Origin of the sequence: Sporosarcina sp. SAFN-015 (genome assembly GCF_051966875.1) — a bacterium.
In the GTDB taxonomy this organism is placed as follows: domain Bacteria; phylum Bacillota; class Bacilli; order Bacillales_A; family Planococcaceae; genus Sporosarcina.
This window is the reverse complement of sequence record NZ_JBQCKP010000014.1, coordinates 26,115-45,048: the sequence shown is the minus strand read 5'-3', so window position 1 is coordinate 45,048 and position 18,934 is coordinate 26,115. Positions and strand designations below refer to the sequence as shown.

The following is an 18,934-nucleotide window of genomic DNA, read 5'->3' as shown; positions in this document are numbered from 1 at the left end:
AACACGGAAGTTAAGCTCTTCAGCGCCGATGGTAGTAGGGGGCTTCCCCCTGTGAGAGTAGGACGTCGCCGGGCAAAGGCCATCCCCTGTGGGGATGGTTTTTTTTGTGTTTGAAATTAAGTAGACTCATCATTCATTAATTTCATAGATCAATACATCAAATAATTCTTCATCGGTATAAAGCAATATTGCCCATTCCCCTCGCTCAGGAATGCGTACATTGGAAGGTGCGTGTGCATCTGCTCCATTATTTGCTCCTCCTAAGCCTGTCATCCAACCTGATGTTAATATTTTATGGATAGTGCCCGAATCTCTGTGGAAACCAACGACCGTTAGATTGGTTGCTGCAGGATCCTCAATCCCCCAAAGATGCCACATCCACTTTTGTTTGGTAGTAATGCTTGGCATGTCAGCACCAATTACGCCTGATTTATTTTCATTACCGATTATATTTCCATTGAATGTAACTGCTTTATTTTCCCAATTAATTTTTTCTACATCACTCTCTGCTACAAAGTTTGGAATGTCTTCAGGGAATTGAATTTTGCTTTCAACTAGCTCATTTCTAGAACAACCAATAATGAGAACAAACAAACAAAAAACAATACATCCCCAAGTTTTCAGCTTCAAAAAATCCTCTCCCTTATTTAAAATAAAGCCTATTCTCCATATCAATTCTAGCAACTTTCATTCATTTTTATTTCACTCCAACTATAGTTACTAAAAGGATACTATTGCTTTAAGAAATTATGTAGTTCATGATTAGATTATTAGATGCATAAAAACGGACCGATGAATAAATGTTTGGAGGAGTGTGCATGAAAAGTTTCTCTTTGTTTTTATTCTCATTAGTGAGAGTCCTGATGCTCGTCATTCTGAGTGCTTATTTTCTTCAAATGACGAGTGGAATTGAGGATTTCCGGACGACCTATATAATTGTTGCCATTCCTATTTTCATCATTAGTCATTTTATTCAAATGGCTAACGTTCGAGAGAAGACACGGATTCTCTGTTCTTCAATTGACTTTATTATCATTACGGGATTCGGCTTTTTATTTGCCGAGAGCGGATACTTGTACTTAATCTTTTTCGGCATCTTGTCCACAACCGTTTTTATACTATACGATCAAAAAAAGCTTCTTAGTCTTTTTTCAGGTCTGTTTATCGCAGTATGGATAATGATCAGCTTACGGATCTATCTTCAGACTGGTGGATTCTCTCTCTCAAGTAATATTGTCAACGGAATGTTCGTCTTTTATGGTGCATTCGTCGGGAGCCTCATTCGAAATTTCCATCATGCGAAAGAGACGATTTCGCTTCAATATGGGCAGTTGAATGAGTCGCATGAAGCTTTGCAGGCTGCGCACAGGCAATTGGGGGAGTATGCCGAACAAGTGGAGCAGTTGACGGCCATTCGGGAGCGGAATGAGATAGCGAGAGAAATCCACGATACAGTCGGCCATAAAATGACGGCATTGGTTGTCCAGTTGCAAGTGGCTCGTGAGATGGCAGAAAGAGATGCAGAAAGAGCGAAAGAAGTGATTGCCCTCTGCGAGCAGTTGACACGGGATTCCCTTCATGAACTTCGAGTGTCGGTCAGGACATTGAAAGAGGACGATCGGGGAATTTCCTTCCACAAGGTGTTGCAGGAGCTGCTTGATGAGTTTTCCACGATGACGCTTATGGAAACACGCCTTTTAGTGAAAGGTGAATTCTCTTCAATTCCCAAGTCGTTGGAGCCGACGATTAAAAGGGTTATACAGGAAGGTCTAACAAATGCAAAGAAGCACGGGAATGCAGATGTTTGCCTTGTAGAGATTTTTGTAACGGAAAAGGAAGTCCGTTTGACGATTAAGGACAATGGAATCGGACAGAAGAATATTCACCCGAATTTTGGGTTGATTAATATGAAGGAACGGGTTGCGGAGCATGGAGGTTCATTTGCAATCGAAAGCGTGGAGGGGGAAGGCTTCGGGATTTATATTGCATTGCCATTTCAACAGAAGGAAGTGGGGGTATAAGTATGATCAAGATCATGATCGTCGATGACCAACCGTTAGTAAGAGAAGGGCTCGGCACATTGCTCGGCTTACGGCCAGAGATTGAGGTTGTCGGAACGGCCGTGGATGGTAGTGATGCGTTGCAAAAAGCGGTTGCGCTTCTCCCGGATATTGTGTTAATGGATATTCGGATGCCCGGCGTGAACGGTGTTGAAGGGACAAGGCTACTAAAAGACAGTCTGCCTGATGTGAAAGTATTGATTTTGACGACTTTTAATGACAGTGAATATATTTTTGATGCACTTGAAGAAGGGGCGAGTGGGTATTTGCTGAAGGATATGCCGACAGATACGATTGTCCAAGCGGTTCTTACCGTCCATCATGGCGGTGTCGTATTGCCGAAGGAGTTCACTTCGCAAGTGCTGGCAGAGCTTAGAATGAAAAATCATAGCAGCCCCATTAAAATGCCGGAAAGAATAGAAGACTTATCTGACCGGGAAATGGAAGTTCTCACTCATCTTGGCGAAGGTATGAATAATAAGGAAATTGCGGATACGTTGTTCATTACCGAAGGGACGGTCAAGAACCATGTTTCCAATGTCATTCAAAAGCTTGGGCTCCGTGATCGGACGCAGGCGGCTATTTACGCCGTCCGTTATGGAATAACGAGGTTTTGACATTACTTTTTGCATACGTACGTGATAAACGGCATATCGATGCCGTTTTTTTCATGCCTTTAAAGTCTATCGCGCGCTCGATGTAAAAAAAGGAATTCCTTATTAAGATGGAAGTAAAGAAAGGGGCTGCGGAGATTGCTTACACTTTCGAATGTGAAAAAGAGTTTTAATGCAGACGAGGTCATTAAAGGGGTATCATTTCAGGTTGAAAAAGGAGAATCATTCGGCTTGCTTGGTCCGAATGGCGCGGGAAAGTCGACGCTCATTTCGATGATATGCGGGCTGATTCCGTATGAATCCGGTGAAATCCGGATGAATGGAAAGCTTGTAGGCAAACATCTGAAGGAAACGAAACAGATGATAGGAGTTGTTCCGCAAGACATCGCACTTTATCCGACGATGTCAGCGCTCGATAACCTAATGTTTTGGGGGAAGATGTACGGGTTATCCAGCAAAAAGACGAAATCCCGTGCGAAGGAAGTGCTTGAAATCGTAGGGCTCACCGAACGGGCGAAAGGGTGCATCGAAACCTTTTCAGGCGGGATGAAGAGGCGCATCAATATTGGGGCTGCTCTCATGCATGAGCCGCAGCTGCTCATTATGGACGAACCGACAGTCGGCATTGATCCCCAATCGAGGAATCATATTTTAGAGACGGTGAAAGCATTGAATGAACGAGGAATGACTGTCATTTACACGAGTCACTATATGGAAGAAGTCGAATTTCTTTGCAAGCGGATTGCGATCATTGATGAAGGCAAGCTCATCGTAAGCGGCACGAAAAGGGATTTGAGCAATCGTTTAGCGGGAGGAACCGTGTTGAAGCTTACAGTCGATTCATTGCACCCCACATTTATTGAACAAGTAAAGAAGCTAATCGGAGTGGCAAAGGTTACTGTCCAAGCCTCGGAGGAAATCGATGTGCATTTGCAGTCGAAAATGGAAATAGTTTCGGATATCATTCTGCTAGCGAGTCGATCAGGGATGACGATACACAATATGCAGCTTAAAGAAGCTAATTTGGAAACGTTATTTTTGCAATTAACGGGACGCTCTTTGCGTGAATAGGAGGGACTGAAATGAAGAGCCTTTTGATAGCCGTTAAAGATGCGAAAATCCACTTGAAAGACCGTAAAGCCATTCTGATGATGATTCTCATGCCGATTTTGTTAACAGTCATTTTAGGTTCCGCCTTGAAAGGGGTGATGGGAAGCGTTAGTATGCCCGAAACGATTTTAGGCGTCTACTCCTCTGGAACAGACGCAATGTCCGACATCATCATCCGGACACTGGATGATGATGGGCTTGCCATCACAGTCGAACTGGCGGAGTCGGAGAAGCAACTTATGGATTGGATGGATGAACAGGAAGTGCATGTCGGCTTGTTATTTCCTGATGGATGGGGCACTGGAACGGAGGACCGTGCAGTCATCCTGCCAATATCCGGGCAAGAAACGGAAGCGATCGTCATTCAGCAGTTGATCGAAACGTTCGCTCACATGTCGCAAGCAATTACAAATTCGACAAGTGCCATTTTGACGGAGGCGGCAGTCTTGTCATCGGACGATAGGGAGGCCATCCAATATGACCTTGCCGCTTCGATAGGGAAAGTGGTGAATGAACAACGATCCTATGTAAGTGAGCCGCCTGAAGAAGAATCGGTAAGCTCCATGAAGTACTATGCTGCGGCCATGGCGGCGATGTTCCTTTTATTCAACGCAATGGCGGGCGGAAAGTCATTTCATCAGGAGAGGCGGAGTGAAACGCTGTCACGATTAATGATGACACCGACTTCCGTCCATTCCTTACTGGCTGGGAAATTCATCGGCACGTTACTATTTGCATGGATTCAATTTTTAATCTTCATAGGAGCCACTCATTTCCTGTTGAAGGTCGACTGGGGTCCGTCCATCCTGCAAATCCTTTTTATCACCTTCTTTTATATTTTTTCGGTAGCTGGATTGGCAATGGTTGTAGCAGCATTCACGTCGAACGAGAAAATGGCGGATATCGTCGGAACCATAGGCGTTCAAGTAATGGCACTGATTGGAGGCTCGATGTTGCCTCTCTCCTTGTTCCCTGAAGCAATGCGGAAAATTGCCATGGCAATGCCGAATTCATGGGCATTGACGAGCTTCACTTCGATCATGACAGGAACAGCATGGTCCACGTTATGGCTGCCGGCAGTGGTTTTGCTCGGTATAGGGGTTGGATCCATTTTCATCAGTTCCCTCCGGCTTAAACGCCGGATTGCATAGGAGGTATGCGGGGTGAAGAAAATCTTATCGATTTGCCTGTTTGAAATCAAACGGACATTCAAGAAAAAATCGGCGTTAGTCGTAATGTTCGCGATGCCGCTGTTATTCACTTTTTTATTCGGAAGCATTTTTGGAAAAGATGCGGTTCATTCGTTACAGATCGCATTGGTCGACGAGGAACAGACGGCGCTTTCCAAGGACATCATTCAGAGATTAATGCTCGATGGAATGATCACGTATGAGCTTGTTGCAGCAAGCGAGGCAGAGGAGTTATTGGCGAGTAAAGAGGTACAGGGCATTGTAAGATTGGAAAAAGGAATTGCATCTAAGTTGCGCAATGAAGAGCCGGCCATCAGTTTTCAATCTTCACCCGGCATGGCAACCGCGCCTCTCGTCAAACAACAAGTAAATCAGGTGATACAAGGTGTAGGCGTTTACGTTGCGGCGGCACAGGTGGGAAGTTCTTATTTTGATGAAAGCTGGGAATCTGTCTACGGACGGATCACCGATAATGGGGGTCAAATCCAAGTTTGGACTGAACAACAAACAAGTATATCCTCGGGGAATCCGGTAACTGGCATTTCCTATAGCTCCGCAGGATTTTCAATCATGTTCGTTATGATTATGATGCTTTCGATGACAGGTATACTGCTAGAGGCAAGGCAGACAGGTATTTGGTCGAGATTGTTTACGACACCCGTCACCCGTCTTCAAGTGCTGTTTGGCTATTTTTTATCGTTCTTCATTGTCGGCTGGATACAGTTTTTCCTTCTTATCTTGCTATCGTCCATATTATTTGACGTCAACTGGGGAACACCAGTAGCATTGATTTTCCTCGTCACGGCCTTGCTCCTTTGTGTCGTCGGTCTCGGTATGGCGATAGCAGGCTTCGTGAAGACGGTCGAGCAGCAGAACGCAATCGGCACATTGGTGATTATTTCGACTTGCATGCTTGGCGGCGTCTATTGGCCAATTAGCATCGTGCCGGACGTTATGCAGAAAATCGCCAAAGTCATTCCGCAGACATGGGCAATGGAAGGATTTACGACGCTCATTTCGGAAGGCGGCAATATTGGGGATATCGTCATGCCGCTCATTGTATTGCTTGGGTTTGCAATCGTATTCCTTTCCATCGGTTTGTCGAGAATAAAACATGCTTTTTAAGACAAATAGCAATTGCCAGGGACTTCCCCAGCCTGATTGAAAGCGCTTGTCAGCCTAGGCGCGAAGTTGAGCGAAGACGCGAATAGAACTAAAGTTCATGAGCGGACGAGCGAAACGAGCAACAACGGATGCGAGCGTTTGTCAACAGGCTGGGCCGGAGAAATCCGGCTTTTTTCAATTCCTGATAAAGAGTTCACCCTTCAATGACAGACTTCCTTTATAATAGAATCAGATAAAGGAAGTGGAACGTTAAATGAATCAAAATGATCGCCCGCTTGTGCAGGCGTTACAATATTTCAACGAACAGACCCCGGTTTCATTTCACGTACCGGGGCACAAGCATGGACTTTTATCAGGGCTGCCCCATAAAATGAGGCAAGCACTAACATACGACTTTACCGAGCTTACCGGATTAGATGATCTTCATGAAGCGGAAGGGGTTATTCAAGAAGCCGAAAGCCTTCTTTCCGACCTATACCGATCAGACAGGAGCTTTTTCCTCGTCAATGGCTCAACGGTTGGCAATTTGGCGATGATCTATGCTGCTTGCCGGGCGGACGACACGATAATCGTTCAGCGCAATGCCCATAAATCGGTCTTCCATGCGATCGAATTGACAGGAGCCCGTCCAGTACTGCTCAGCCCACCGTGGGATGCGCATACTCGTACTCCAGGCGTCTTAACTCCAGATCAGGTGGAAAGAGCGCTCGCTGCGTATCCTCATGCGAAAGCCGTCGTCTTGACGTACCCGACATATTACGGCATCGCAGGGGAGGGGCTAAGGGAGATCATCGAACTATGCCACTCTCGTTCTGTCCCTGTCTTAGTTGATGAAGCGCATGGAGCGCATTTCATCATCGGCGAGCCGTTTCCACGCTCTGCGATTGAAATGGGGGCGGATGTCGTCGTGCACTCCGCACATAAGACGTTACCGGCCATGACAATGGGATCTTTCCTGCACGTCCGATCGGATCACATATCGGAAAAGAAAATTGCACATTACTTACAGATGCTGCAATCCAGCAGTCCGTCTTATGTAATTATGGCCTCCTTAGATGATGCGAGGGCATACGTTGCTTCCTACAAGGATAACGATAAACGTAATTTTGTTGCGCTACGATTCTCATTTATTCAGATGCTGAAGAGGATCGATCGCCTGGAGATTGTGGAGACGGACGATCCATTAAAGCTGTTAATACGCGCTGAAGGGCATTCCGGATTCGCATTGCAAGCAGCTCTTGAAGCAGAAGGGATATACGCGGAGCTCGCAGATACGTACCAAATATTATTCATACTACCATTGTGGAATGAACAATTCACTCCTCCATTACAAGCTTGGAAGGAAAAAATGGTTGCAGCAGTCACTAACTTGGGTAAAGTAGGAGATACCCCTATTTCAATAAGTTTAGCTGCTTGGCCAGATGGCATCTCCACGCTTGCATACCCTCCAATTTCTATAACAGACATGGAAACTGAATGGATATCGATGAATGAAGCAGAAGGACGCATTTCAGCGGCATCTGTTATCCCATATCCGCCAGGCATCCCGTTATTGGTTAAAGGCGAGGAGATCAAGGAAAGCCACATCCAAGAATTATCGGCATTAATGAAGGTCGGAGCAAGGTTCCAAGGCACTGTTCGTCTTGCCGAAAAAGAGCTATTTGTATTGAAATGAAGGTCGGAGGAATCAAACATGTCAAAAGGAAAATTTATTACATTTGAAGGACCTGAAGGGGCAGGGAAAACAACTGTCATTGCAGAAATATATAAGAGGTTAGAGCAAGAAGGCGAAAAGGCCATATTAACCCGAGAACCGGGAGGCATCCGCATCTCTGAAAAAATCCGGGAAATTATTCACGACAATGAACATCAGGAAATGGACGGCATGACAGAGGCGCTCCTATATGCCGCGGCACGGAGACAGCACCTTGTCGAAAGAATCATCCCTTCAATGGATGAAGGGAAAATTGTCCTCTGCGACCGTTTCATCGACAGCTCACTCGCCTACCAAGGCTATGCAAGAGGACTTGGCATGGAGGAAGTCATGACGATCAACTCATTTGCCATCGGAGGAACAATGCCCGACGTAACCATCTTTTTCGATATCTCACCGGAAGAAGGACTCCAGCGAATTGCTAATAGCGGCGAGCGGGAACAAAACCGATTGGACAACGAAACCTTACAGTTTCACAAAAAGGTTTACGAAGGATACCAATTACTGCTCAAACAATTCCCTGATCGCATCATCAGCACAGACGCCAGCAAACCATTATCTGAAGTAACTGAAAATGTTTGGAAAATTATAAGTTCTCAACTCATTAATAAACAGGATTCATGATATAATGTAGTAGAGGTCTTTTAACCTCTTGATTTGGAAAATGATTGCTTATCAACAGTATTCGTAAAATAATATAAAAAAGCTAAAAGGAGAGGGTACCGTGAAATTGATTGTGGCAGTTGTACAGGACCAAGATAGCAACCGTTTGTCTGCGGCGTTGACGAAAAATGATTTTCGTGCTACGAAACTAGCCAGTACAGGAGGGTTCCTACGTTCAGGAAACACAACTTTCCTCATCGGAACGGATGACAGCCTCGTTCCGAAAGCTTTAGAACTAATCCGCGAAAATTGCCGTTCGCGCGATCAGATGGTTGCCCCCGTTTCACCGATGGGCGGCAACGCCGACTCTTATATTCCCTACCCTGTAGAGGTGGAAGTGGGCGGCGCTACGGTATTCGTCTTGCCGATTGAACAATTTCATCACTTCTGATGAAATGAGGTGATATAGTAATGAAAGTGAATGGAGAGTATCGGACCGGGCCTGATAAATTCAGAAATGATCCCTTGCGTACGACGCAAGGAAGCGCCCGGTTTGGTCAAATGGTTCTGAAACAGGAAGAACGCTTGCACGGGGAACAGATTACAAGACTTCTTGGGGATATTTCTTCGGCAGGGGACCGTCTTGCCCGTTCACGGAATTTAAGGGATATGGCAAAATTTAAGATGCTCATCCGCCGTTTCTTGAAAGAGTCGGTTGAATCCGGAATGGGATTGAAACAATCACATACGTGGAATCAATTCGGAGAAGGAAGAAGATTGAAAACAGTCCAGACGATTGACGAAAAGCTCATTGAATTGGCGGAAGCTTTATTGAATGATGAGCATACGTCTGTCGAGTTGCTAGGGAAAATCGGAGAAATCAAAGGGCTTCTCATTAATCTATATAGATGAGTGCGTGTTTTACACGTTTTTTGTGGCAAGGAGGTACAAGCATGGAAAATAGCATCAAGCGGAGGCAGAAGGCCGTCATCGACAGACTTGAAGCGACCTACCGGAATAACCGGATTGGCCACGCCTATCTCTTCGATGGCGAGGCGGGTACTGGAAAAGAAGAGGCAGCCATCCATTTTGCAAAATTATTACTTTGCGAAAATCCCGAAAATGCTGTTCCATGTGAAACATGTAGTAATTGTAAACGGGTAGCATCAGGAAATCACCCGAATGTGACGAAAATCGAACCAGATGGACAAGACATCAAAAAAGAGCAAATGTCTTCTTTGATCATGAAAATGACGAGAAAAGGATACGAGCCAGGGCGTAAAATGTATATCATCTCCCGCGCGGATCGGATGAATGTGTCGGCTGCTAATACATTGTTGAAGTTTTTAGAGGAGCCAGAAGGGGAAGTGACTGCGATTCTTCTGACTGATTCGTATCAGTCAATTCTCCCGACGATTCAATCTAGATGCCAGCGCGTCAGTTTTCTTCCGCCTCAGAGGGAAGAGTTGATTGCAAAATTGACCGATGCAGGAATTACTGCATCGATGGCTGCGACGGTTACAATGATGACAGCGGATATCGCGCAAGCGAAAGAGCTTGCGGAAAATGATCAATTTGCACACATGCGAAAAACAGTGTTAAAATTGATTGAAGCATCAGATCGCAATGTAAACGAAGCGCTTCTATTCATCCAATCTGAATGGTTGCCGGCAATGAAAGAGAAGGAAGATGTAGAACGTGGTCTCGACTTGCTTCTCTATGCATACCGTGATATCGTCTCGATGAAAGCTGGGCTGCAATCGGAGTTGTCGTTTCCCGATCAGCAACAGATTTTCCGTGGTCTTTCAATGAAGATGACTTACAGCCGCCTATCATCCAATATGGAAGCGGTTCTACAAGCGAAGAAAAAGCTGTACGGCAATATGAACCGAACGCTTTTAATGGAACAGCTGGTGCTCAATTTGCAGGAGGGGTTAACGCTTGTATAATGTTGTAGGTGTCCGCTTTAAAAAAGCGGGTAAAATATATTATTTCGATCCGCTCGATTATCCGCTTACTGTCGGTGACTATGTCATCGTGGAAACAGCCCGTGGGATCGAATACGGAAAAGTTGCTAGTCCTGTGAGGGAAGTCGATGAAAATGACGTCGTCTTACCACTTAAGAAAATTATCCGCAAGGCACTTATGGAAGACCAACTCCAAGTGGATGAAAACCGGGCAGATGCCGAGCAAGCCTTCGGCAAATGTGTCGAAAAGATACGGGAGCATGAACTGGATATGAAGCTTGTCGATGTGGAATACACGTTTGATCGTAATAAGATCGTCTTTTATTTCACAGCGGAAGGACGAGTCGACTTCCGGAATCTCGTAAAAGATCTTGCCGCAATTTTTCGTACACGCATCGAGTTGCGTCAAATCGGTGTCCGTGATGAGGCGAAAATGCTTGGAGGAATTGGACCGTGCGGAAGAATGCTCTGCTGTTCGACATTCTTGGGCGATTTTGAACCTGTCTCCATCAAGATGGCCAAAGATCAGAACTTATCGCTCAACCCATCAAAAATTTCCGGATTATGCGGCCGCCTTATGTGCTGCCTAAAATACGAAAACGATGAATATGAAGAGGCAAAAGCCCTCATGCCTGATATCGGCGAGCGGGTGCAGACGCCTGAAGGACCAGGAAAAGTGGTTGGCTTGAATTTGCTTGAGAGAATTTTGCAAGTGAATTTAGCGGATCAGGAACAGGTCTTGGAATATTCATGGGAAGAAATAGAGAGTCGAAAAAACTCAGTAGCTCAATTGACGAAATGATGGGGTGAAATAGTTGAAAGAAGGGAACTTTCTCGACAGAGTAATGGAGTTTGAGCAGCAGCTCGAAGCCATGCATGAGCAATTCCGGGAACTTATTGGATTTGTGGCGAAGATGACGGAAGAGAACCACTCACTTCAACTGGAAAACCATCATCTCCGGACACGGCTTGAAGAACTGACTGACAAAACCCAATTGATAGATGAACAAAGACCGCCTGTTAAGCCCCATAAGGTCGATATCGGCGAAGGGGTGGACAACTTGGCCAGGTTATATAATGAAGGATATCACGTCTGTAATGTCCATTATGGAAGCAGCCGTAAAGGGGAAGATTGTTTGTTCTGCCTATCCTTCCTGAGCAAACAGAATGCATGAGATGAGCCGATCCTATAATTACGTAGGCATCGGCTCTTTTCTGTCTATAACTGGACAGTTTCTTTTCGTTCCAGCACTCGCTTTCCGCGGGCGTTGCCTCAGCCGGTGTTCCCAACGCTGTAGCTTATGGTCCCAAAAGAGAAAGCTTTGGGAGCAACTACCGAGGAGATTGAAGCCGTGCCCGCTGAAAGCGTCCGATGCAACGCTGTATAAGAATGTCTGTTTCTTTTTTTTATCTTATATAGCGAAGGTTTTATAGAAGAAGATTTAATTCAACCGGAGGAGAAGATATGGAGAATTTATTGAAGGACGATGAACGACTGGATTATCTATTGGCGGAAAACTTAAGGATCATTCAGAGTCCTTCCGTCTTTTCATTTTCACTCGATGCCGTCCTACTGGCAAAATTTGCGTATGTGCCGATCCGTTCGGGGAAGATTGTCGATTTATGTGCGGGCAACGGAGCAATCCCACTTTTCTTAAGTGCCCGGACCAATGCCGATATTATTGCAGTTGAGCTGCAGGAGAGACTTGCGGATATGGCACGGCGAAGTGTTGGCTATAATGGATTAGATGAACGGATTTCTATTTTAAATGACGACGTAATCGGAATTTCAGGCAAGATCGGCTATGAAAAATATGATACGGTTACTTGCAATCCACCTTATTTCCCTGCGAGTGAAGCGAGCGAGAAAAACTTAAAAGAGCATGTCGCTATTGCTAGACATGAAATCCGTCTGACACTTGAACAAGCTGTAAAGTCCGCGAGTGAGTTGTTGAAGCAAGGTGGGAAAGCGGCATTTGTTCATAGACCCGGAAGGCTGCTAGACATTGTAACAGCGATGCGTGCGAACAGGTTGGAACCGAAAAGGATCCGTTTCGTGTACCCGAAGGAAGGCAAAGAAGCCAATACGTTGCTAATAGAAGGAATAAAAGACGGCAAGCCAGACTTGAAAATATTGTCACCCCTTTATGTCTATGGAGAAAATGGGGAGTATACAGAAGAAGTGAGGCTTTTATTATATGGACAAGATGAATGAGCATCTGTTCTATGTCCTTGAATGCAATGACGGCTCTTATTATGCCGGCTATACAAATGACTTGGAGAAGCGCATCCGTACCCATAATGAAGGAAAAGGTGCAAAATATACGCGTGCCAAGCTTCCGGTTCGCCTCATTTACCGGGAAAGCTATGAAACGAAGCAGGATGCGATGCGGGCTGAATATCAGTTCAAACAATTAACGAGGCCTGCAAAGGAACGATATATAAGGAAGGGGCAACGTATCGATGAAATCACAGAAAAGCGCTGAAGCGGAGGATGCGAAGCTATTTCTCGTTGGGACGCCGATTGGTAATTTGGAAGACATGACATTCCGTGCAATCCGAATTCTTCAGGAAGCGGATATGATAGCAGCGGAAGATACGAGAAATACGATCAGGCTTTGCAATCACTTCGACATTAAGACACCGCTTATGAGTTACCACGAGCATAATCTCGAAAAGGGCGGGGGAAAAATTCTGTCGTTACTGGCGGAAGGAAAGACTGTCGCCTTGGTGAGTGACGCGGGAATGCCGTGTATATCCGATCCAGGTAATGATATTGCTACGAAAGCGATTCAAGAGGGATTCGATGTCGTTCCAGTTCCTGGAGCCAATGCTGCCATCAGTGCATTAGTAGCTTCGGGGCTCCAAACGCAGCCCTTCTCGTTCTTCGGATTTTTGCCGCGACAGAAAAAGGAGCGCAACGAGCAATTGCGAAAGCTGAAGCAGAAGGAGGAGACTTTGCTACTATATGAAGCGCCCCATCGCTTGAAGGAAACGGTCAAATCACTTGCCGAAGCATTCGGAGGTTCGCGCCAAATCGTACTGGCGAGGGAATTGACGAAACGGTATGAGGAATTTCTCCGCGGATCGCTTGAGGAAGCCGTTTCTTGGGTGGAATCAAATGAAATAAGAGGGGAATTTTGTATCGTCATTGCAGGGAATGAGAATGTAGAAGAAGTGGCTGAAAATTGGTGGAAGGATATAAGCATTCCAACCCATGTGGAAATGGTGATGGAAAAGGAAAACATTTCATCGAAGGAAGCGATTAAATTAGTGGCATCTGAAAGAGGACTACCTAAAAGGGATGTTTATCAGGAGTACCATATAAACGAAAATTCATAATAAAAATCCAGAACGGTTATTTGTTCTGGATTTAAATTATTATTGATAGGATAATATTATTTTATCTTCTCTTCAATCTCTTTAATGAGTTGTCTAGCACCATCCGGGCTTAAAATTAGCTTTCCGTCAATAAGTTGCAAGTTATTGTCGGACACCTCGCCAGTAATAGAACAAGTCATATTTGGCATATATTTCTTCAAGATAATTTTGTCATCATCGACATAGATTTCTAAAGCATCTTTCTGCTCAATTCCAAGTGTACGGCGAAGCTCGATTGGAATGACGACACGTCCTAGCTCGTCGACTTTTCTAACGATTCCTGTAGATTTCATGACAAGAATTCCTCCTAAACGATTAAATTTTCGTCAAAATTCGACATATTTCTCTTGTCTATCAAATATCATACCAACTCTTCCATTTAACGTCAATAAAACCTTCTTAATATTATGTAGAGAATAATAGATTGGATGATGAAAACAGGACTTTTGATATTTAACTTTTATATTGTCATTGAGGTAATAAGTAGCCATTCCAACTGAGATTTAGGGAAATGGAAGCGAAAGACGAGTTGAGCATTATTAAGGAAATTTAATAATGAATAGATTTCGGCATTTATGCACAGTTGGAGCGGTTTGTGGGTGCTTACAGGCGTTTAACACGTGCTTTGCATGTTTATGAGCATTTTAGACGATTTATGCGTGTATAAAGAGGTTTATGAGGGGATTAACGAATTTCTAGGTGTCTACATAGCGCTTTTGTTGAATTTTAGATAAAATGGTTAGTATAGATTGAAACACAGGAGGTATTTTGGTGGCTGAACAGCGAAAAACATTTTACATTACGACTCCTATTTATTACCCGAGTGGGAAATTTCATATAGGAACTGCTTATACGACCGTAGCATCCGATGCGATGGCTCGCTATAAAAGACTGCGTGGATTCGACGTCCACTTCCTGACGGGAATGGACGAGCACGGACAGAAGATCCAGGAGAAAGCAGAAGAGGAAGGCCTTCCTCCGCAGCAATACGTTGATCGTATCGCGGATATTGCTATTGATTTATGGAAGCTGATGGACATCTCGTATGATGATTTAATTAGAACAACGGAGGATCGTCATAAAGCGGCTGTCGAAAAAATCTTTAAAAAGTTCCTCGACAATGGTGATATTTACAAAGGCGAGTATGAAGGATGGAAATGTGTCCCATGTGAGTCATATTTCACCGAGGCTCAACTTGAAGATGGCAACTGTCCTGACTGTCATCGTCCGGTGCAAAGGGTAGCAGAGGAATCATACTTCTTCAACATGCAGAAGTACGCGGACCGACTTCTACAATTTTACGAAGACAATCCGCATTTCATTGAACCGGAATCACGGAAAAATGAGATGATCAATAACTTCATCAAACCGGGCCTTGAAGATTTATCCGTCTCCCGTATGTCATTCGATTGGGGCATAAAAGTACCAGGAGATCCAAAACATGTCATTTATGTTTGGGTCGATGCATTGACGAATTACATCACAGCGCTCGGATACGGCTCTGATGATGAAACTCTATTCAATAAATACTGGCCTGCAGACGTACATGTCGTCGGAAAAGATATCGTCCGTTTCCATACAATTTATTGGCCTATTTTCCTGATGGCACTTGATCTGCCTTTGCCGAAAAAAGTGTTTGCACACGGCTTCATTATGATGAAGGACGGTAAAATGTCGAAATCAAAGGGGAATGTCGTCTACCCTGAAATGCTCGTGGAGCGTTACGGATTGGATGCGACACGCTATTTCCTTCTTCGTGAATTGCCGTTTGGACAAGATGGAACATTCTCTCCTGAATCATTCGTCGAGCGGACAAATTACGACTTGGCCAATGACCTTGGCAACTTGTTGAATCGCACGGTATCTATGATCAATAAGTATTTCGACGGCGTCATTCCTACAGAGGGGCTTGAGCCGACCGAATTCGACAATGTACTGCGTGACTTCACGAAGAACGCAATCGAGAAATATGAAGTTTCGATGGAAAAGATGCAATTCAGCGTTGTCCTATCGGAGTTATGGACAATCATTTCACGGACGAATAAATATATCGATGAAACATCTCCGTGGGTGCTTGCAAAAGAAGAGGCGGATAAAGCGAAATTGGCATCCGTCATGGCTCATCTTGCAGCATCACTTCGCCAAATTGCAGTTCTATTGCAGCCGTTCATGACGAAGGCACCGATTCAGATCATTGAACAGCTCGGATTGGATGAAACAATGCTTGCGTGGGAAACGTTAGGTGATTTCGATGTTATTCCTGCAGGGACGAAAGTTGTGGAAAAGGGAGTTCCGATCTTCCCTCGTCTAGATCCGGAAGTGGAAATCGTCTATATCCGTGACCAAATGGCTATTACTGCGCCAAAAGAAAAGCAGGAGGAAAAGCCGGCTGAAGTCGAAGACGAAACGGAAGAAATCACGATCGATGACTTTGCAAAAATTGATTTGCGTGTCGCGACCGTTCTTGCGTGTGAGAGGATTCCAAAAGCGGACAAGCTATTGAAATTCCAACTCGATTTAGGCAGTGAAAAACGCCAAGTCGTCTCCGGCATTGCCGAGCATTATGAACCGGAAGAGTTGATCGGTGAAAAAGTCATTGTTGTCGCCAATTTGAAGCCGGTGAAATTACGCGGCGAATTATCCGAAGGTATGATTTTATCGGGCGAGTCAAATGGCGTTTTGAAATTGGCAACCGTTGATCCATCTATGGAAAACGGCGCAAAAGTAAAGTAATTGAAAAGGACGGCGTTTCTTAATAGAGGCGCCGTCTTTATCTTTTAACCAATTTGTCACCATACTGTAACGAAAGTCATATTTCATTGAAATAGAATGAAGCTTGTGAGGAGAGACGCAAAATGTATATCGATACTCATGTCCATTTGAATGCAGAGCAATATGAAGAAGATGTTAAAGAAGTCATTCAACGCGCTATTGATGCGGAGGTCAACACAATGGTTGTCGTCGGCTTCGATCGTGTGACGATTGAGAAGGCGATGGAACTGGCTGAGGAATACCCTTTCATTTACGCGGTCATCGGCTGGCATCCAGTAGACGCCATTGATTGTACCGAAAAAGATTTGGAATGGATCGAGTCCTTGGCAGCGCATCCGAAAGTCGTCGGCATCGGGGAAACGGGTCTGGATTATTATTGGGATAAATCTCCGAAAGACGTTCAGCAAGAATTGTTCCGAAAGCAAATAAGGCTTGCACAGAAAGTCGATTTACCGATTATCATTCATAATCGTGACGCTACCGGGGATGTCGTCAGGATATTGAAAGAAGAGGATGCCGGCATTACGGGCGGGATCATGCACTGCTATGGCGGAAGCGTCGAGACTGCAAAAGAATGCATAAATATGAACTTCCTCATCTCCCTTGGCGGACCTGTCACCTTCAAAAACGCAAAGATGCCGAAACAAGTTGCGACAGACATTTCTTTGGATCATTTGTTGATTGAAACAGATGCTCCTTACCTTGCTCCGCACCCTCATCGCGGAAAACGGAATGAGCCGGCTCTCGTCACGCTTGTGGCGGAAGAAATCGCGCGATTGAAAGAAATTTCCGTTGAAGAGGTGGCAAAACGAACGACCGAAAATGCTTTAAAGATCTTCCGTATTTCGAAATAATGCGAAGGCTGATTGTATAGCTTCCTGCCTGAATTCAACGATACATAGTCGCATGACTTGAGGTTCTAATGAGTTGACACGTTGAAAAGGAACCTTTATAATCAGCCGAGTGATAAAGGAGGAGTTTTTTCATGACAAAAAGTACCATGAAAAATCTGTTCTCGATGTCATTGAGGAGTAAACAAATAGTAGCTGTTGCTGTTGCATTGGCGCTATTCGTTTCAATCATTTCACTTGTTCTTTACGAAGGATCTAAGAAATCGGTCACGCTTCATGTGAACGATGAGCAAATTGAAATAAAAACATCTGCACATACAGTTGGGCAACTTCTTGCAAGTCAAGATATCGAAGTTGCTGAACACGATTTAGTAACACCCTCAGTGAATACCCCGGTCGAAGAAGGGTTATCGATCAGGTGGGAACAGGCAAAGCAAGTAGAAATTCATACAGGAAAAGAAATCGAAAAGATTTGGACTACGGATCGTAAAGTCGGCGATATTTTGGCCGCTGCCGGAATGGACCTTACAGAACATGATAAGGTCATGCCAAATCTGGATGAAAACCTAGAAGATGATCTACGAATCAATGTTCAAAAAGCGTTCCAATTGACGCTTATCGATGGCGGAAATGAGAAACAAATGTGGTCAACTTCGACTACGGTCGCTGACTTTTTAAAGAGAGAGAACATTCAATTGAATGAACACGACAAGCTGAACCGGAAGGCGGACGGATACGTGAAGCCGGGTTCAATAGTTGAAGTCGTACGTGTAGAAAAGGTCACCGATGTAGTGGAAGAACCAACAAACTTTGCGGTTGTAACGAAGAGTGATGCCAAATTGCTGAAAGGACGCGAAAAAGTTGTCCAAGAAGGCAAGAAGGGGTCTGTTGAACGCAAGTTTGAAATTGTCAAAGAGAATGGCAAGGAAGTATCTCGAACGTTATTGAATGAGAAAGTCATTAAGGAACCGCAAAAGAAAATTGTTGCGGTCGGTTCCAAAGTGGTTGTTGCAAGTGCATACAATAAAAAATCCAATGTCGCAGTATCACGCGGCAGCTCAGCAGCACCATCAGGCGGAAAAGAATTCTATGTAACTGCTACTGCCTATACAGCGCACTGTAACGGATGTACAGGGAAGACGGCAACAGGCATCGACTTAAGAGCCAATCCGAATCTCAAAGTGATCGCCGTAGATCCTAGCGTCATCCCGCTCGGCTCCAAAGTATGGGTGGAAGGATACGGGTACGCTATCGCTGGGGATACCGGCGGCGCAATCAAAGGGAAGAAGATTGATCTTCATGTACCAACAAAGTCGGCAGCATACAATTTTGGCCGTCGTACAGTGAAAGTAAAAGTGATTGACTAATTTCATAGTAATTATTTTATTTCCACATCGATCCGTGGGGCTAACCAGTCCCGCGGTTTTTTTCATGATTTTGACCAAAGGCTGCCTTAATATCTGCAAAGTGCGCAGAAATACGGCAAATCAAACCCTTCGTTGTTCGATTGCCTGTACAAGAGCCTATTCAACACGTAAAATTAAACA

The 18,934-nt window shown here is 44.7% G+C and carries 20 protein-coding genes and 1 rRNA gene; 19 read left to right on the top strand and 2 right to left on the bottom strand.

Features of this window, described 5'->3' with window-relative positions:
- Nucleotides 1–74 (top strand): 5S ribosomal RNA (rrf, locus tag ACTHPA_RS17825); the annotation flags it as partial.
- Between the two features lie 55 nt (nucleotides 75–129).
- On the opposite strand, the gene ACTHPA_RS17820 is transcribed toward rrf, so the two are convergent.
- The gene (locus ACTHPA_RS17820) at nucleotides 130–630 is read right to left on the bottom strand and encodes a hypothetical protein (protein ID WP_440502216.1); all 501 of its coding nucleotides are present in this window, start codon (nucleotides 628–630) and stop codon (nucleotides 130–132) included.
- 188 nt (nucleotides 631–818) lie between these two features.
- Between ACTHPA_RS17820 and ACTHPA_RS17815 the strand changes: the two genes are divergently transcribed.
- From ACTHPA_RS17815 to rsmI, 15 genes are all read left to right on the top strand, one after another.
- Nucleotides 819–2,021: a sensor histidine kinase gene (locus ACTHPA_RS17815; protein WP_440502214.1), complete on the top strand. Its 1,203-nt coding sequence runs from the start codon at nucleotides 819–821 to the stop codon at nucleotides 2,019–2,021.
- 2 nt (nucleotides 2,022–2,023) lie between these two features.
- Nucleotides 2,024–2,677 (top strand): response regulator, encoded by a 654-nt coding sequence (locus ACTHPA_RS17810; protein WP_440502212.1) that lies wholly within the window; start codon nucleotides 2,024–2,026, stop codon nucleotides 2,675–2,677.
- Nucleotides 2,678–2,812: 135 nt separating this feature from the next.
- Nucleotides 2,813–3,745: an ABC transporter ATP-binding protein gene (locus ACTHPA_RS17805; protein WP_440502210.1), complete on the top strand. Its 933-nt coding sequence runs from the start codon at nucleotides 2,813–2,815 to the stop codon at nucleotides 3,743–3,745.
- Nucleotides 3,746–3,756: 11 nt separating this feature from the next.
- The gene (locus tag ACTHPA_RS17800; protein ID WP_440502208.1) at nucleotides 3,757–4,935 is read left to right on the top strand and encodes an ABC transporter permease; all 1,179 of its coding nucleotides are present in this window, start codon (nucleotides 3,757–3,759) and stop codon (nucleotides 4,933–4,935) included.
- Nucleotides 4,936–4,947: 12 nt separating this feature from the next.
- Nucleotides 4,948–6,099, top strand: a complete 1,152-nt coding sequence (locus ACTHPA_RS17795; RefSeq protein ID WP_440502206.1) for an ABC transporter permease — start codon at nucleotides 4,948–4,950, stop codon at nucleotides 6,097–6,099.
- Between the two features lie 253 nt (nucleotides 6,100–6,352).
- Complete coding sequence (locus ACTHPA_RS17790; RefSeq protein ID WP_440502204.1) at nucleotides 6,353–7,774, top strand: aminotransferase class I/II-fold pyridoxal phosphate-dependent enzyme; 1,422 nt, start codon at nucleotides 6,353–6,355, stop codon at nucleotides 7,772–7,774.
- 18 nt (nucleotides 7,775–7,792) lie between these two features.
- Nucleotides 7,793–8,437, top strand: a complete 645-nt coding sequence (gene tmk / locus ACTHPA_RS17785; protein WP_440502202.1) for a dTMP kinase — start codon at nucleotides 7,793–7,795, stop codon at nucleotides 8,435–8,437.
- 100 nt (nucleotides 8,438–8,537) lie between these two features.
- Nucleotides 8,538–8,867: a cyclic-di-AMP receptor gene (locus tag ACTHPA_RS17780; RefSeq protein WP_060206001.1), complete on the top strand. Its 330-nt coding sequence runs from the start codon at nucleotides 8,538–8,540 to the stop codon at nucleotides 8,865–8,867.
- 20 nt (nucleotides 8,868–8,887) lie between these two features.
- The gene (locus tag ACTHPA_RS17775) at nucleotides 8,888–9,328 is read left to right on the top strand and encodes a YaaR family protein (RefSeq protein ID WP_440502201.1); all 441 of its coding nucleotides are present in this window, start codon (nucleotides 8,888–8,890) and stop codon (nucleotides 9,326–9,328) included.
- A 41-nt stretch (nucleotides 9,329–9,369) separates the two neighbouring features.
- Nucleotides 9,370–10,365, top strand: coding sequence for a DNA polymerase III subunit delta' (gene holB, locus ACTHPA_RS17770; protein WP_440502199.1), 996 nt, complete (start codon nucleotides 9,370–9,372; stop codon nucleotides 10,363–10,365).
- A complete protein-coding gene (locus ACTHPA_RS17765) occupies nucleotides 10,358–11,185 on the top strand; it encodes a PSP1 domain-containing protein (RefSeq protein WP_440502197.1) in 828 nt (275 codons plus the stop codon). Before holB ends, ACTHPA_RS17765 begins: the two co-directional genes overlap by 8 nt.
- Before the next feature lie 13 nt (nucleotides 11,186–11,198).
- A complete protein-coding gene (gene yabA / locus ACTHPA_RS17760) occupies nucleotides 11,199–11,558 on the top strand; it encodes a DNA replication initiation control protein YabA (protein ID WP_440502195.1) in 360 nt (119 codons plus the stop codon).
- Between the two features lie 290 nt (nucleotides 11,559–11,848).
- The gene (locus tag ACTHPA_RS17755; protein WP_440502193.1) at nucleotides 11,849–12,598 is read left to right on the top strand and encodes a tRNA1(Val) (adenine(37)-N6)-methyltransferase; all 750 of its coding nucleotides are present in this window, start codon (nucleotides 11,849–11,851) and stop codon (nucleotides 12,596–12,598) included.
- Nucleotides 12,582–12,869 (top strand): GIY-YIG nuclease family protein, encoded by a 288-nt coding sequence (locus ACTHPA_RS17750; protein WP_440502191.1) that lies wholly within the window; start codon nucleotides 12,582–12,584, stop codon nucleotides 12,867–12,869. The genes ACTHPA_RS17755 and ACTHPA_RS17750 overlap by 17 nt, the downstream gene beginning before the upstream one ends.
- On the top strand, nucleotides 12,847–13,725 hold the full coding sequence (gene rsmI / locus ACTHPA_RS17745) for a 16S rRNA (cytidine(1402)-2'-O)-methyltransferase (RefSeq protein ID WP_440502189.1): 879 nt from the start codon (nucleotides 12,847–12,849) through the stop codon (nucleotides 13,723–13,725). Before ACTHPA_RS17750 ends, rsmI begins: the two co-directional genes overlap by 23 nt.
- Before the next feature lie 56 nt (nucleotides 13,726–13,781).
- Here the strand turns inward: rsmI and ACTHPA_RS17740 are convergent, their stop codons facing one another.
- A complete protein-coding gene (locus ACTHPA_RS17740; RefSeq protein WP_239433317.1) occupies nucleotides 13,782–14,057 on the bottom strand; it encodes an AbrB/MazE/SpoVT family DNA-binding domain-containing protein in 276 nt (91 codons plus the stop codon).
- A 478-nt stretch (nucleotides 14,058–14,535) separates the two neighbouring features.
- On the opposite strand from ACTHPA_RS17740, the gene metG reads away from it, so the two are divergent.
- The 3 genes from metG to ACTHPA_RS17725 all read left to right on the top strand — a co-directional run bounded on the left by metG (nucleotide 14,536) and on the right by ACTHPA_RS17725 (nucleotide 18,754).
- Nucleotides 14,536–16,497, top strand: a complete 1,962-nt coding sequence (metG, locus tag ACTHPA_RS17735; RefSeq protein ID WP_440502187.1) for a methionine--tRNA ligase — start codon at nucleotides 14,536–14,538, stop codon at nucleotides 16,495–16,497.
- A gap of 122 nt (nucleotides 16,498–16,619) precedes the next feature.
- Nucleotides 16,620–17,390, top strand: coding sequence for a TatD family hydrolase (locus tag ACTHPA_RS17730; protein ID WP_440502185.1), 771 nt, complete (start codon nucleotides 16,620–16,622; stop codon nucleotides 17,388–17,390).
- Between the two features lie 131 nt (nucleotides 17,391–17,521).
- Nucleotides 17,522–18,754, top strand: coding sequence for a ubiquitin-like domain-containing protein (locus tag ACTHPA_RS17725; protein ID WP_440502183.1), 1,233 nt, complete (start codon nucleotides 17,522–17,524; stop codon nucleotides 18,752–18,754).
- The last annotated feature ends 180 nt before the right edge of the window (nucleotides 18,755–18,934 follow it).

Excerpts from the sequence above, each read along its gene's own strand:
- ACTHPA_RS17810 (WP_440502212.1), top strand. The coding sequence starts at position 2,024 with ATGATCAAGATCATGATCGTCGATGACCAACCGTTAGTAAGAGAAGGG.
- ACTHPA_RS17800 (WP_440502208.1), top strand. The coding sequence starts at position 3,757 with ATGAAGAGCCTTTTGATAGCCGTTAAAGATGCGAAAATCCACTTGAAA.
- ACTHPA_RS17740 (WP_239433317.1), bottom strand. The coding sequence starts at position 14,057 with ATGAAATCTACAGGAATCGTTAGAAAAGTCGACGAGCTAGGACGTGTC.
- ACTHPA_RS17730 (WP_440502185.1), top strand. The coding sequence starts at position 16,620 with ATGTATATCGATACTCATGTCCATTTGAATGCAGAGCAATATGAAGAA.
- ACTHPA_RS17755 (WP_440502193.1), top strand. The coding sequence starts at position 11,849 with ATGGAGAATTTATTGAAGGACGATGAACGACTGGATTATCTATTGGCG.
- ACTHPA_RS17815 (WP_440502214.1), top strand. The coding sequence starts at position 819 with ATGAAAAGTTTCTCTTTGTTTTTATTCTCATTAGTGAGAGTCCTGATG.
- ACTHPA_RS17775 (WP_440502201.1), top strand. The coding sequence starts at position 8,888 with ATGAAAGTGAATGGAGAGTATCGGACCGGGCCTGATAAATTCAGAAAT.
- ACTHPA_RS17790 (WP_440502204.1), top strand. The coding sequence starts at position 6,353 with ATGAATCAAAATGATCGCCCGCTTGTGCAGGCGTTACAATATTTCAAC.
- ACTHPA_RS17750 (WP_440502191.1), top strand. The coding sequence starts at position 12,582 with ATGGACAAGATGAATGAGCATCTGTTCTATGTCCTTGAATGCAATGAC.
- tmk (WP_440502202.1), top strand. The coding sequence starts at position 7,793 with ATGTCAAAAGGAAAATTTATTACATTTGAAGGACCTGAAGGGGCAGGG.
- rsmI (WP_440502189.1), top strand. The coding sequence starts at position 12,847 with ATGAAATCACAGAAAAGCGCTGAAGCGGAGGATGCGAAGCTATTTCTC.
- holB (WP_440502199.1), top strand. The coding sequence starts at position 9,370 with ATGGAAAATAGCATCAAGCGGAGGCAGAAGGCCGTCATCGACAGACTT.
- ACTHPA_RS17725 (WP_440502183.1), top strand. The coding sequence starts at position 17,522 with ATGACAAAAAGTACCATGAAAAATCTGTTCTCGATGTCATTGAGGAGT.